This is a genomic window from Mesorhizobium sp. M0909 (assembly GCF_040319515.1).
In the GTDB taxonomy this organism is placed as follows: domain Bacteria; phylum Pseudomonadota; class Alphaproteobacteria; order Rhizobiales; family Rhizobiaceae; genus Mesorhizobium.
Window position 1 is genome coordinate 1 of record NZ_JAMYOA010000018.1, and the last position, 15,045, is coordinate 15,045.

Below are 15,045 nucleotides of genomic sequence, written 5' to 3' on the forward strand. Positions count from 1 at the left end.
ACCCTGCCTGACGCGTTCATATTGCTCATCGGATAATTAGAGAAATCGATTGCTTGGATAGACACACATTTACGAAATGGATGCACTCACGTTCACTTCCTTCTGCTGAGCAGTTGCGGGGGCATCGTAAACTTAAAGAGCGCGAGGCGGTCGTAGCCCGCTTGCCCCACGGCGGTTCAAGCCCGCGCGATTTTTGCCCAGAGGTTCATTGCCTCTGAACGCAGTTCGCGATGATGGCTGGAGGAGATTTCGTGGCGGGGGATGTGGAACAGGTTGGCAATCGGATCATGAATTGAGACGAAGCGCTGCAAATGGCGTTGTGACTTGAAGCGTTTCATGATCCGTTCCCGTCGCCGGACTGGCTGATGGGAATTCTCCGCCCGATTGTTCAAGCCTTGATGCGAACGGTGATCGACACCCGGCATGATCTCTCGCTTTGCAGCGTCGTAAGACCGAAGCTTGTCGGTGATCATCACGCGCGGCGCGCGGCCTTGGCCCTTCAACAGCTTGCGCATCAGACGCTTGGCCGCCTTGGCATTGCGACGACTTTGCACCAGAACCTCCAGGACGAAACCGTCCTGATCGACGGCGCGCCAGAGCCAGTGCTTCTTGCCGCGGATCGAAACGACGGCCTCGTCGAGATGCCACTTGTCACCCAGCCGACCCGCTGAGCGGCGGCGGATCTCGCTGGCAAAGGTCCGCCCGAATTTCTCTGCCCAAAGCCGGACTGTCTGATGCGAGACAATAATCCCTCGTGCCGCCAGCAAGTCCTCGACCATTCGCAAACTGAGAGGAAAACGGAAATAGAGCCAGATAGCATGGGCGATGATCTCGGCGGGGAAGCGATGGCGGCGGTAGAGTGGGTCACGCTCTGTCATAGCCCGTCATCGCACATCGGTATCCACGCTTCGTTAAGTTGACGATGCCGAGAGACCTCTTGCGGCGATGCATAGAGCCAATGTCTTCCACGCACTTCGGAACCGACCAGCGCAACAGTTTCATCCAACCGGGGAGCGTTCGGATTTCGATGGCGCCATCAGAGAGAGAAAAAGGGGCGACGGGTAGTATCCGAATTCTACCTCCATCGTTAAGCCTGTCCTATTTGAGGACGTTATGTTTCCGGGAGCAGCTTGGGAAACAGCCTATCCAGGGCATCGGCGGAAAAGCGCAGCGACACAGGCCATTTCGGGGTTTCGGACGCGCCAGCAGGCCAAGCGAAATCACGTCGCTGAGGACCCGCCGTGCCGTCCTCTCAGGCAGGCCAGTGATCGGGAGATCTCGCCGCGCTCAAATTCGCAGCCGTCCTCCAGCAATCGGCCAGTCGCAGGTTTCAGCTCGTTATGCGGCGCGTAGATTCGTAGACGCTTAGCCAGTATCGAGATAACAAGGCCGGACATGAACGTCACTTGATCGATGCAGATGCGCAGGAACGAAATCTGAGAGCGCACCCTACGAGAGGTTGCGCTTGCTGACGCGGCTGTTGAAGAAGCAGGGGCTCGCGCCGAAGCGCATGATCACCGACTAGCTGCGCTCGTATGGAGCGGCAAAGCGACAGGTGATGCCGGGTGTCGAGCACCGGTCGCACAAGGGGTTGAACAACAGAGCGGAGAATTCCCATGTGCCGCCGCGAAAACGGGAGCGGATGATGCAGGGGGTCCGATCGCCGGGAGGCCTGCAACGCTTCGTCTCGACCTTGTCAGCCCTCCGCAACCTCTTCGTCCCGCCCCGCCCCAAACGTTCTGCTCTCGCCATACATGTTCATCGCCTGCAAGCCATCGCCGAATGGAAGGCCGTGACTGGAACGCCCGCATGAATTCTGCAGCAGCAGCCCTCGGCCGGCAACGGTGGGAGGCAGCTGAGCCTCATCCGCTTCGATGAGAGCGGCGTCGGCGGGTTCTGTCGCAAACTTTTCGGAAAGGTCATTTGCTGCAGAAAATCGCCTGCGGCATCGATCGCGACGAGCACTGAAGTCGATCAGAATCCGCAAGAGCCAGTATTTCAACAACCGGGCTCGAACACATCTCAACCGGTGAAAAGGTTCTCGAAGTCCGCGAGGCCCCCGCGGCGGCCATCATCATGGACGCGCTGCGGCACCTCGAAACCGCTTCCCTTGACGTCGGATCAATCGTGTTGAAGCAAGGGCTTGAGCAAGCCTGGTCCCAGGAGGCGGTTTCAGGTGCATGGGGCAGTACTATTCACAAGATGTGCGAACGGGCCATAGCATGCGCACTCGAGGGCGTCAGCGGGAGCGTCAGCTAGATAGTCGATAACACGCGCTTTTTACCTCGGTCTCGGCTCGCGACGATGGATTGCTAACGGCGAACTCATGCTGGTCGGCAAGGCGATACTGGCTGGAGCATCAACTCGGCCGACGAGAGTGGCCCACCATCCTAGGCAGGATCGGCCGACATGGCCGGGCATCGCGCGCCGCTCTGAAAAGAGCACAGCGGGCATCCAGACGCTGCCGGGTTGACTATGGGTGTCCTAACTGCTAAATGGGGCCGCTCTTCATGAGTTGCGTGCGCCGGCAGTCTAACCCCAAGCCCCCCGCCCAGGCTGCCGGCGCGCTTCTAGGAAGATCGAGGTAGGGCACTACGCCGCTTGCTTGTCCGACTACGCTTCGATCAGATCCCGCGCGGCCAGCCTCGACCCGTCGCTTGCGCCTGTGCCCGCCGAGGCCTTGTGCTTCCTCCAGCGAGTCAAGCCGATCACCATGGGTGTCGCCAGTTCTGGTGCTCACCCACGTGCCATTTGCGATCTCGTGTCAGTGAGAGCACCGCAACCACCTTCTCCGCTACAGGGCAAGGCGGCTTGTGTCGCCCGTGTTGTTACTATTCTTCGCTGTGGTCGGAGTTTTTCCCTCGCCTTCGGAATAGGGACATTCGACTTTGCAAAAGAATAGGCCATCGTGGTCGATCGTCACGCCCCCGAGTGCGGCGGCACGATGGACGCAGCGCAAGCTCTTTGGCGCGGGGGCTCGTCCCCTCAAATACTTGATGCAATTTGCGCTTTGCGTACCTCCGTGCATGTTGCTCGATGCCAGGCGGAGGCCTCTGTCTAAACGATCGCATCGATCGCGTTGCCGCGATCGCCGCAGCCGTTTTCGAGCAGGACAATCATGCCAGGCGGTGTCGGCAGCGATGCGCATGCAAAAATTCACTGATGCGTCTAGACTTAGACTAGCGCATCTTCGCCATCGCGCTCGGCTATGAAGCCGCCTTCTTAGCTACGTCGCAAAGGGTTATCCGGCCAAGGCGGGTTCAATGGAATGAAATGAGGCCCCTTTGGGTCCTGAACTTTCAACTTCCACACTGCCTTTTATGCCGCACAAATCATGAACATGCGCTGGGCCAGGTTTTCAGTTGCCACCTTGAGGCGCCAACTTCCGATGTTGTGGTGCACGCATGGAAGGTCCATTGCGACCGCCTACGACATGGGGATTGGACGCCTGGATTGATCCCGAGGCGATCATTTGCACCAACGGAAAACGAGCACAACTATCCGAGCTCATGGATCGCCACGCTGGGAATGACTGCCTTGGCGATCTCGCACAGGTGTTGGTGATGCGTGAGGTAGATAACCTGACCGGCACATGCCATCTCACCAAACAATTTGAAGACCTCCTCGGATCGGACGTGGTCGAAGGTCTCCATTATATCGTCGGCGATAAAGGGCACGGAGGGTCTAAGCCGCGCAAACTCGTAGTAGCCAGCGAGCCTCAGGGCTAGGTACAGCTGAAACTGAGCGCCCTTCGACAGCGCGTCGGCAACCTTGGAATGCCCGTCGCGTTGCATGGCAATTAGGACTTCGCCGCCTTTCACCGGCTGGGTCGCCAAGCCCGCGTACTGACCGCGTGTGATAAGCGCGAAGGCATCAGATGCCCGGACCATCATCCCGGAGCGATGCTGCTCGCGATACACTCTCAGAGCGTTTGCCGCGGACATTACTCCCAGTTTCAGCTCGATATACCGAACCGCCCTCTCCTCGATTTCAAGAAGCACGGTGCGACGCTCGGCATCTATTCGGGCAACCGCGCTGTCGCCGCCAATGGCGTCCAGCTTGTCGGCCGCACGGGTCCGCCGGATAAGCTGTTGCTGTATCAGTTCATCGAGATCGCCAAGCCGCCGCTCGCTTTCGGCCTTCTCGATCGCAAGCCCATGCAAGTCAAGACCATCCAGGATCGAATGGGCTTGTTTGGCACCGTCTGCCGTGAGCTCAGCCGACAGCTGTTCTTCAAGGTTGGTCAAGGCGGCACGCAAGCGGTCCCTTTCCCTAAGCAATTCATCGCGCTCAACGACTTCGGACAGGGTGGCCACGCTAAAGGCGGTCAACACATCCTGCTTGCTTCGCTCGTGCATCGCGACCTCCAAATCGAGCGCGTCACGAACATCCTCCAAGCGCTGCTGGTCAACGAGCAGGGTCGCCTTTGTCTCGCGGGCACGATCGGCGCGCTCCAGGCGCTCGGCAAGCCTGATGGCCAACTGTTCCGGGTCAGCCTTGTCCGCCGGCTCACCTATTTGTCTTGCGACAGCAGTAACCTCCTCGATGAGCGTGCCCCTGTCCGCTTCCATCTTCGCAATACGCAACCGCATCGCGTCGCGATCCTGGATGGCCTTTGACAGCTCCACCAACTGATCGAGGACGCCGCCGACGCCAGGCGCGGAAATTCCGCTTTCCAACCAAGTGCCCTTAAGGGCTGCGGTAACGTCGGCTACCCAATCCTCCTCACGGCTTTCCGCCACCTCCAGGGCGCGGCGCCTGATTGCAAGATCTTCCTCCCTAGCGCTCACCGTTTTGATCGCCTCGGCGCGTTCCGCATCGACCTTGGCTTGCCTGTCGATGAACCGTTCAGCAACGGCCACCATGGCCTCCAGGCTCTCATTCGCTTCCGGCTGTATCCCGACGCTTTCCAGGGCCGCTCTCACCTCGAGGCGTATCAGGGCCCCATCGTCAGTTGCCCGCTCAAACTTCTTGCGCGCGACCAAGATTTCGTCCCAGGCCGCGAGCGCATCGGCGCGGGCGGAGCTACGCTCCTCGATCAGCCCAATCAAAAGCTCAGGCGAGGTTTCCTGGCACGTCCCAAGCAAGTCTCTCGCTGCGGCGGTGATTTCTGAGAGTGCCGCTTTCGCGCTCGAGGCGAGCTGCCCCAGTTGATCAACCGTGCGCGCGATGCCGGTGACGCCTTCGGCGAGGCTTCGCATCGTTGTTCGGATTTCAGCGAGCTCGCGCGCGTGGACCAGACGGGTTGCTGCAGCATCATCGTCACGAGCCAACGCCACCTCGAAAATGTCCGCCGTCTCCGCGATCAGCCTGTCGCGATGGCCCTTCCAAGCCTCGTCCCGCTTCTGCCGCATGGCCATTGCGGTTTCATCATCCGCCACATCGACCGAGGACCGGATGGCCTCCAAATGTGCCAACTGCGAGGCATGCGTTTGCTCTTGCTCCGTCAGACGTTCGGAAAGGACTGCTCTGTTCCTCTCATGCTCTGCCGAAAGTGTCTTCCAGGCCGCGATTTGTCTGGCGCTTGGAACTGACATCGCTGAGAGATCTTCCGCGTCCCCCGTCCACGGCTGGAGACGCCGGATTGCTGTCCGCCAACGAATTTGACTCGAGTCTTCCGCCTCACGCGCCGCCTTTATCTCGCTCAGATGCCCACTTGCTCTCGTCTTTGACACTGCTGCCGTCAGCCTTGCCCTGGCAGGTTCAGGCACAGCGCGTTCTTCACCGATCCGGTGCCGCGCCGTGTGAAGCGCATCCAGGGCTGCCGCGGCCTCATCGCGGGCAACACGCACGCTGGTGGTTATTCCGGATCGCTGTTCGACCATATTGCGAACGGTCCCCACAATGGCGGCGGGCAGGAGAAGCGAAGCTGGCTCCGGTTCTGTGTGTTTTCCCAAGGCGGCAAGGCAATTCGCGACGGCGTTGTCGAGGATTTGAAGCTCGGTCCTGCGGGTGGGCAGATCCAGGCCCGCAGAAACATATCGCGCCTTGCGATCGGCCAGTCCGCGAACCTGTTCTGAGATTGCGAGGATCGCCTCGTCCACGGTGATCGCCGTGATCTTCGCCCTTAGCCTCTCCATTTCGTCGTCGTTTGCCAGTTGGCGCGTTCGCAGGCTGGCATCCTGATCGATCATTTCGGCGACACTCCCCGTCCAGGTCCGGGGCGGCGAAGCCAGATCAGGCAATTCGGCAAGCCGAGCGGCCTTCCGCTGGATATCGGCCGCAAGGGGAGCCGCGCGCAGATACTTCGCGATTGTCTCCAGGCGAGCCGACAGCACCGATCGTTCAGCTATGCTGCGATCGTATTTTTCCGCGGCCTCGACACGGTCCGCCTCCAATGTCTCGAAGGTGGAGGCCAACGTGTCGATTGCATCCTTGCGGGACTTCAGTTCGGCAAACCGCTTTTTGAGCAGCGCGAGTTCGGTTCCGTGTGCTTGTTTGCGATAGAGGCTGTCTGCTTCCGCCTCGAGCGCGCTCAGGATGTCACTGGCATGCCCCAATCCGGCGCTGGCCGCGAAAAGCAGCTTGCCCAGGTCTCCGCGCGATTCCAGGATCGATTTTCCGCCTGCTTCCAGCGTCTCGTCGTCCAGTGAGAACATGGTGCTGTAGGCTTCGCGCGACAGGCCTGCCAGATGTGCGGATATCGCGACTTCACTCGCCGGCCGGCCGGCTGCATCGTGCAGCGAGTTGCTGCGTTGTTTCGTGCGCGAAAAGGTCTGTTCTTCGCCGGCGAGTTCGAGCACGCCGCCGACGCGCATGGCGCTATACTCATGCAGGAAGTTGTAGCGGCTGCGTTCCTCAATGCCGAACAGTAGGTCCAAATAACCGGAAAGTGCTGTCGATTTTCCAGCCTCGTTCAAGCCGAACACAATGTGCAAATCGGGTCCGGACTCCGGCTTTGGCCCGAAGTCGAGCGCCTTGTCGGTAAACTTCCCGTAGCGAATGAGGTCGAGGCGCCGCAGTCTCATTGCTGCCCGCCTGCCTTGAGGCGGGCCGTGACCAGATCGGCGCCGCGGGCGAGAGCACCGTCGAGGAACACGTCCAGTGCGGCTTCGTCCTTTCCGGCAAAGTCGCGCGCGTCTGGCGGTAGATCCGCGATGGCTTTCAAAACGAGGGCTTTGGCTTCCGCTCGAAAAGCTTCCGACTTGGCAAAGGCGAGCATTGATTGCGCGAGCTCCAGCACCGGATCGGCAGCGCTGTCGGATGTATCACTATTGGGCGGTGATAGATCGAGCTCGAGCTTTTCGATCCACGCATCACCCACCTGTTCGGCTGCTTGTTCAGCCTCGCCGAGCAGCAGATCCCTGTCGCGGATTATTTTCCAGGACAGAGGCGACGTACCGGTCAGACCGAGGCGGACCACAGCATGGCGGGATCGAACGGAGGCCCGGGTTTGCTCGAGTGCGGACCGGATCCGTCCGACGGCCTCGGGCCATTCCAGCGTCCCGGTCAGATTAACATTCATCCGCTGGAATTGCGCGACGCTGGTCAGCCTGTCCTCGATCGCGACGGTCCGGTCATCGCTTATCGTTACCAGGGTGACGGATTTCTCTCCTGCCTCATTGATATCCCTACCTTGCGGCATTCCCGGCATCACCACCGTACGCGCGCCGGGATGGACTTTGCGAACATGAATGTGGCCCAGCGCCCAATAGTCGAAACCATGGCCGTGCAAATCGGCAACGCTGCAGGGGGCATAGACGTCATGTCCGGGCGATCCGGCCAGACTGGTGTGCATGATGCCGATATTGACCACTCCTTCGCGCGGAGCCGTGTATTTGGGCAGCAGGCTCTCCGGCGCCTTTGGGTTTGCGAAGCTCAAGCCATGGACCATGACGTCCAGGCCTCCGGCTGATTGCAGCACCGGTTGGGCACGGCCACCAAAGAGCGTCACAGTGTCGGGAAACACGAGCTGCTTCGTAATCCGCGACATGGCGTCGTGGTTTCCACGGATCATGAAGACCCTGACACCGGCCTGGTGGAGACGGGTGATCTGCATGGCCAGGAAGCGTGCCGTCTTCATCGACGTCTGATCACCGTCGTAAAGATCGCCGGCAATGACGAGGGCATCGACCCGCTCCGCAAGGCAAAGGTCGACGATGGAGACAAAGGCCTGACGGCTGGCGTCTCCCACCAGTTCGGCAAGATCGGGGTTCCGCATCGCCAGCGAGCGCAGCGGCGAGTCGAGATGAATGTCGGCCGTATGGATGAAGCGAAATGCCATTGGGCTATCTCCGGCGCCGAACGGCGGGACGTGGTTCGACGCGAATTTCTCAGCACTGGTCCCAGCGGTTCGAGCTGAGGGACTTTCCGTTCAGGAGCTTGCTAGGCCGGCTTCGCCGCCCTTCGCACCCGGTTAGCAAAGCCCAACCGCTTTCGGCATTCTCTTTCATGGGTTTGGACGGTGCGACAGGGGCCTCGATGGGTTTCGCCGGGAAATGCTGCGATCCGCTCTCCCAGAAAAATCATCTCTACATCCAAACTATCAAGCTGACAAAAGGGCTTCTTGTTCTGATCTGACATCCAAAAGCACGACAAGAGGGAAAAAAGCCGCTAGTCTCTCAAGGGGGGTACTGCATCAATGGAATCAGCCGATAGTTCTCAGTACGCAACAATTGACAGTGCCGCATCCGATATTTCTGCTGCGCCATCCATCGTTGCCGATGTCGCTTCCAGCTTCACATATGCATCCTATCAGAACGCGATACCGGTCATTCGTTCGATACGAATTGAAAACAACTCGGCCGCTCATTTTGAACACTGCCGTCTTGAGTTGACATCTTCACCGTCGTTCCTGCGACCGAAGACGTGGACAGTCGATCGGCTCATCCCCGGCGACAGGCTTGCGCTGAGCGACCGCAAAGTCGAACTCGATGCAGGTTATCTTGCTGGCCTGAATGAGGCCGAACGCGGTGAGATTACGCTTCGCCTGTCATCAGCGGGCAACGTTCTCGATGAAAGACGCCTGACAGTCAGACTGCTCGCGCGCGACGAATGGGGTGGCGTTGCAGATATGGCTCAATTGCTGCCAGCATTCGCCATGCCGAACGATCCGGGTGTGGCGCAGATCCTGCGGGCCGCGGCGGAACGACTTGTAGCGCATGGTCACCCGAGTGGCCTGGACGGATATCAATCCCAGAGTCCCCAACGGGCATACATGCTGACCGCGGCCATCTATTCGGCGATCGCCGGGATGGGATTGCACTATGCGGAGCCGCCGGCCAGCTTCGAGAGCCGGGGCCAGAAGATCAGGCGCCCGACGACGATCGCGCAAGAGCGTCTTGCGACCTGCCTCGACACCACGCTTCTGTTTGCCGCGGCGCTGGAGGCTGCCGGCTTGCATCCGGGCATCTTGATGTTCGATGGGCATGCGGCGGCCGGCGTCTGGCTGACCAAGAGAACCTTTGCCAATGCCATTGAGACGGATCAGATGGAGGTCCGGAAGGCATTGGCGTCCCGCGAATTCATTGCTTTCGAGACAACTGGCGTCACCCACCGACCTGCGCTTACATTCGACGGCGCGCAAGGCGCGTTGAGCAACCGTCTGGCGGAAGACCAGGCGCATGCCTTTGTCGCGGCTATAGACGTGCGCCGCTCCCGCAGCGGCGGCATAACGCCGCTCGCCTCACACGAGCGGATTCGCCGCAACGCCGTCGAGGATGAAGCGGATGTGGCTACCGTTTTGCCCCTTCCTGCGGCGCCAGCGATTGGCGAATTACCGGCCGAGGCCATCGAGGTCAAGCCGACCAATGCCGCCGGGCGTATCGACCGCTGGCAGAAAAAGCTCCTCGATCTGACCCTGCGCAACCGGCTCCTCAATCTCCCGGATTCGAAGAAGACGATCCCGTTTCTGTGCACCGACGTGGCCTATCTGGAGGATCGGCTCGCAAATGGTGTCGCTATCCGTCTCATATCGCTCCCCGAGCAGAACCCCTTGGGTGAGCGCGACGAGGTGCTTTATCGCGACGTCCACGGACGCGACCTTCAGCGCGGGTTTGCGGCGGAGGCTCTGCTCAGGGACGAGCTGCCGTCGACGCTGGATGCCCGTCAGCTGGACGCCAGGCTGATCGATTTGCATCGACAGGTCCGTAACGATTTCGCCGAGGGAGGGGCAAATACTTTGTTCCTCGCGGTGGGCTTCCTGCGCTGGAAAAAGAAGCCGGACGATGACCGCAGCTATCGGGCACCACTTCTTCTCGTGCCGGTACGGCTCGAGCGCCGCAGTGCGACTTCGCGCTTCACAATCCGCTTCCATGAAGACGAACCCCGTTTCAACGCAACGCTTCTCCAGTTCCTGGAGCGGGACTTTGATCTGCGCCTTCCGCAGTTTGGCGGCGATCTGCCGCTGGACGACAATGGCATTGATGTACCGCGGGTCCTCACCATGATGCGGCAGGCGGTGCGTGACGTTCCCGGGATGGAGGTGATCGACGAGACCGCGCTATCAACCTTTTCCTTCGCGAAGTTTCTCATGTGGAAGGATCTGGTCCAGCGGACCGAGGCGCTCCGCCAAAACAGGGTCGTGCGCCACCTCATCGACACACCGGAGCAGGCCTTTCAGGCCGCAGATGGACAGTCGCCGTTTCACGAGGAGCGGGACCTGGACCGCGCATATGCGCCCTCGAGCATCATAAGCCTTCTGCCGTTGGATTCATCGCAGACGGCCGCCAGTCTCGCGGCTGCCGAGGGCCATGACTTCGTCATTGTGGGTCCCCCGGGTACGGGCAAGAGCCAGACCATCGCTAACATGATCGCCAACTGCCTGGGTGTGGGGAAGACGGTCCTTTTCGTGGCGGAGAAGACGGCGGCTCTCGACGTCGTCTATCGCCGGCTGCGGGAACATGGCCTGGGAAATCACTGTATCGAGCTGCATTCGAACAAGGCCGATCGCAAGCATTTTCTCGGGCAGTTGAAATCTTCCTGGGAACATGGCGGCCGGACCGACGCGTCCGAATGGGTCGCCATCAACGAGCGGCTTCGCGTAAGGCGCGATGAGTTGAATGCCTACGTCGAGGCGCTTCACAAACGCTACTCAAATGGCTGGACGCCCTATCTGGCATTGGGGATCGCACTTAGATCGGCAGATGAGCCTGCGCCTGTGCTCACATGGCAGGCGCGCGATACGCATGACGCGCAAACACTCTTCGATCTGGAAGAGCTTGCCGCAGAAGTGGGCCTTGTTTTTGCATCCGTTGACCGTGAGCCGGCACTCGACCTGATCGATGTTGGAGAGTGGAGCATCGGTTGGCAAGAAAACCTGATTTCCGCAGCGAAATCGCTTCAGACAGCAATCGAACTATTGACGAGCTCGATCGGGGACTACCTCGCCAGTCTGGGCCTCGGCGCCAAAGAGCCGGTGCCGCGCGCGGTACTTGAGAGCCTTGCAAGCCTGGCGGAGGTCCTGAGCCAAAGCCGAGGTCGCGACATCTCGATTGCGTTCGACCGGCACTTCGCACAGTGCAGGACCGCGCTCGTTGATTTGGGACGTTCGATCGAAACCTATCGCGAAGCTGAGCGAGGCCTTGCCGCTAGCTATGGCCTTGCCCAGGTCCGGGAGCTGGATCCGGATGGTCTGGAGCGTCAATGGCGCGAAGCGAAGGCATCGTTCTGGCCGAACTCCACGCTTGGCAAGCGCAAGGTCCAGAAGCTTCTGCAGGGCCATGCTGAACTCGGCACCGCGAACCCCGGCCGGGACCTGCCGCTGCTGCAGCGAATGAAGCAAGCACTCTCCGCCATCGACCAAAGCCTGTTGGCTGGGAAGCCGCTGCGGATCGATGGCCTTGCCACGGATGTCAAGGGGGTGACGGACATCCTCGATCTCGCTCAACGCCTTCGCGGTGCTCTGCGTATCCCCGGATGCTCTCAAGAGGAAATACGATCCGTCCTGCGTTCTGTCGCGCCGAGCCTTCGGGGCACGCTGGAAAATGACAGGATACGCCAAGCGGGAGATCGGCTTCTCGCGGCTACAAAAAGCCTTGAGGTCGCGCGTCGGGTGTTCGGTGAGATTGCCGGGCGGGACGTTCCCGACAGCGCCGATGGCACAGGTCTCGCCGCGCTCAACATGAAGCTCGGTGCTCTGATAGGCGCGCGAAATCTGCTGCGCGACTGGTCGGCCTGGTGTCGGGCCAGGAGCAGCGCAATCAGCAGCAAGTTGGCCCCTCTGGTCGAACAGATCGAGACGGGAGCCATCCGCCCCGAAAACGCGCGCTCGACGTTTCGCGTTGGCTATGCCCGTTGGTGGCTCCCGAAGGTCCTTGATGAGGATCTTGTCTTGCGAAACTTCCGTAAGTTTCAGCACGAGAACGCCATCAAGGAGTTCCGTGAGATCGACGATCTGGCGCGGTCGCATGCCGCGCAGCGCGTCACCAGTTCAATCGCACATGGCCTGCCAGCGGTTCAAGGTGTTTCGCGCAACTCGGAACTGGGACTGCTGCGCCACCAGATGGAGCTTCAGCGGCCGAACCAGTCGATCCGGGATATGATCGGCAAGATGCCGGAATGCTTTTCGAAGCTTGCGCCTTGCATGTTGATGTCGCCGCTCTCCATTGCCCAGTATCTTCCCCCGAACCAGGCTCTGTTCGACGTGGTGATCTTCGACGAGGCTTCGCAGATCACCACCTGGGACGCGGTGGGCGCTATTGCCAGGGCGCGTCAGACCATCATCGTGGGCGATCCCAAGCAGTTGCCGCCGACCAATTTCTTCGGACGCAACGAGGAGGAAGAGGAGATCGCCGACCACGAGAAAGACTTGGAAAGCATTCTGGACGAAGCAAGGGCGTCCGGCATTCCGGTGCGCGATCTGAGGTGGCATTATCGCAGCCGAAGCGAATCTCTGATCGCTTTCTCGAACCATCATTATTATCAGAACCGGCTCGTGACATTTCCTTCGCCGACGGTCGAGGACCGCGCGGTGCGCCTGCGAAAGGTGCCGAATGGCATCTATGACCGTGGCAAGAGCCGCACCAACCGGATCGAGGCGGATGCTGTCGCGGCTGAGGCGGTCGCGCGGATGAAGAGCTGGCTAAAACTCCCCGAGATTGGTCGGCCGACGCTTGGTGTGATCACCTTCAATGCCCAGCAACAATCCCAGATACTGGATCTGCTCGATGCCGCGCGCCGCGATCATCCTGAACTCGAATGGTTCTTCGCGGAAGATCGGGTCGAGCCGACGATCGTCAAGAATCTCGAGAACGTGCAGGGCGACGAAAGGGATGTCATCCTGTTCTCTATCACATTCTGGAAGGATGCCTCCGGAAAGTCACCGCCTATGGATTTCGGGGCACTGAACCGTGACGGAGGCGAGCGGCGTCTCAACGTAGCCGTCACGCGCGCGCGCCAGGAACTCATCGTCTTTTCCGGGTTCACGGCAGACCAGATAGACTCTGCGAGAAGCAAGGCGCTCGGCGTTCACCATCTTAAGACATACCTCGACTATGCCGAGAGAGGCGCCATCGCGCTGCCGGCCCAGGACATCGGATCTGTCGGAGGTTTCGATTCTCCCTTCGAGGAAGCCGTAGCCACGCAGCTGGAGCGGAGAGGATGGGTTGTCGTTCCGCAAGTCGGGATTTCCGGCTTCCGCATCGATCTCGCGATCCGTCACCCGGATTTGGCTGGCGCCTACCTGGCGGGGGTGGAATGCGATGGTGCGACCTATCACCGGTCGTCGACGGCAAGGGATCGCGACAAGGTTCGCGAACAAGTGCTGAAGGGGCTGGGCTGGAACATCCTGCGCGTCTGGTCAACGGACTGGTGGTTCGACGCCAACGGATGTGCCGAACGGTTGCACACCAGCTTGGAAACCCTACTGGAAGAGGGCCGGGCGAAACGTGCGGCCGAAGAACCGGAGACCGAGGCTCACTGGGATATGGGGCGCCAGGTCAACCCGACCGAGGAGATCGCCGAGGACCACCAGACGCCAATCGAGGAGCTTCCATCGCCGCCGACGGTGGCGGTGACTGAACTCGTATCGGTGAATATTCCGGCAGCTTCGAGCCCCGCTGAGACGACCGCACCACCACCGATAACGGGCCCAATTATTACCGACAGCACCGCGGACAGGCGGTATCGGTTGGCCGATCTCAGTGGCCTGCGGGCAGACCCCGATCAGTTCTTCGAATTTGGCTATCGCGCGACGCTGCTTGGCATGATTGAAACCGTCGTCGACACTGAAAGTCCATTGCGAACAGACGTCCTCGCCCAACGGATTGCTCGGGCCCATGGTTGGCTCCGCACGGGCGGACGCATCCGCGAGAGGATTGATCTTCATTTGCGGGATCTGGACAGGACACAAGAGTCGAGCGGCGAGTTCATTTGGAAGAAGGGCAAGGTCTTGGACCCGATGCCATATCGTCTACCCGTCAATGAGGAGGCCCGGCGTTCGATTGCCGAGATACCGTTGGCGGAACTAGCCTCGGTGGTGATCGACAATGCGGAACTGCTGGACATGCCCGATCCTGCACGCGATATGGCGCGACTCCTTGGGGTCGAACGGCTTGCGGCGGTCTCACGGACGCGCCTGGACGAAGCAATCGCTAGGGCCAGGCATCATATCGCGACGACCCAATCTGGATCGTGATGGCTTGCTTACGATCGAAAGAAGGCGAAGATCGAATGTCCGGAACGCGCCTTCAAGCTGACAAGGTGTATCGGCGAAAGGCTAAAACCGGCCGCAAGCCCCTGCCCCTTGTCCATTCCGGAAAACTGTCGAGCGTTTCAGCGTCGAGCGCGTGGGGGTCACCTCGCGAGTTGTACGGGGGAATCTTGATCACCTTCCGCGAAGCTAGCGCCGATCTTTTGATCGACGTCGCCGTCGTGCCGCATTGTTCAAAGTTGAAGGCAACTAACCGTGGGGAATGCATGCTACTACGGTCAGGGTGAGATTGTAGTGGAGCGCCTTGCGAACCAGCGCTGCTTCTCACGACTGTTTCCAAAAGCCCCACGCCGGCCGGAACCGACAAGAAGCGGACTGGCGCAAAAAGGACTCGCTTAACTGCAAAGTTGTTGGCAGGCACCCCCTCGAAGGCAAAATTTTCTGATACCGAACAA

6 protein-coding genes and 1 pseudogene are annotated in these 15,045 nt (G+C 60.2%); 3 read left to right on the forward strand and 4 right to left on the reverse strand.

Annotation, left to right across the window (positions count from 1 at the left end; translation table 11 throughout):
* Nucleotides 1–176 precede the first annotated feature (176 nt).
* On the reverse strand, nucleotides 177–878 hold the full coding sequence (locus tag NKH83_RS24105; RefSeq protein WP_023722851.1) for an IS6 family transposase: 702 nt from the start codon (nucleotides 876–878) through the stop codon (nucleotides 177–179).
* 584 nt (nucleotides 879–1,462) lie between these two features.
* On the opposite strand from NKH83_RS24105, the pseudogene NKH83_RS24110 reads away from it, so the two are divergent.
* Nucleotides 1,463–1,813, forward strand: a pseudogene (locus tag NKH83_RS24110) (DDE-type integrase/transposase/recombinase); the annotation flags it as partial.
* Here NKH83_RS24110 and NKH83_RS24115 read toward each other — a convergent pair.
* Entirely contained in the window at nucleotides 1,697–2,002 is a 306-nt protein-coding gene (locus tag NKH83_RS24115; RefSeq protein WP_352807937.1) for a hypothetical protein, read from the reverse strand. The pseudogene NKH83_RS24110 and the gene NKH83_RS24115 overlap by 117 nt on opposite strands.
* 17 nt (nucleotides 2,003–2,019) lie before the next feature.
* Here NKH83_RS24115 and NKH83_RS24120 point away from each other — a divergent pair, with 17 nt between their 5' ends.
* Entirely contained in the window at nucleotides 2,020–2,259 is a 240-nt protein-coding gene (locus NKH83_RS24120; protein WP_352807930.1) for a hypothetical protein, read from the forward strand.
* Between the two features lie 1,238 nt (nucleotides 2,260–3,497).
* Here the strand turns inward: NKH83_RS24120 and NKH83_RS24125 are convergent.
* Nucleotides 3,498–6,968 (reverse strand): ATP-binding protein, encoded by a 3,471-nt coding sequence (locus tag NKH83_RS24125; protein ID WP_352807870.1) that lies wholly within the window; start codon nucleotides 6,966–6,968, stop codon nucleotides 3,498–3,500.
* Complete coding sequence (locus tag NKH83_RS24130) at nucleotides 6,965–8,224, reverse strand: metallophosphoesterase family protein (RefSeq protein ID WP_352807871.1); 1,260 nt, start codon at nucleotides 8,222–8,224, stop codon at nucleotides 6,965–6,967. Before NKH83_RS24130 ends, NKH83_RS24125 begins: the two co-directional genes overlap by 4 nt.
* A 357-nt stretch (nucleotides 8,225–8,581) precedes the next feature.
* Between NKH83_RS24130 and proA the strand changes: the two genes are divergently transcribed.
* The gene (gene proA / locus NKH83_RS24135; protein ID WP_352807872.1) at nucleotides 8,582–14,575 is read left to right on the forward strand and encodes an anti-phage protein ProA; all 5,994 of its coding nucleotides are present in this window, start codon (nucleotides 8,582–8,584) and stop codon (nucleotides 14,573–14,575) included.
* The last annotated feature ends 470 nt before the right edge of the window (nucleotides 14,576–15,045 follow it).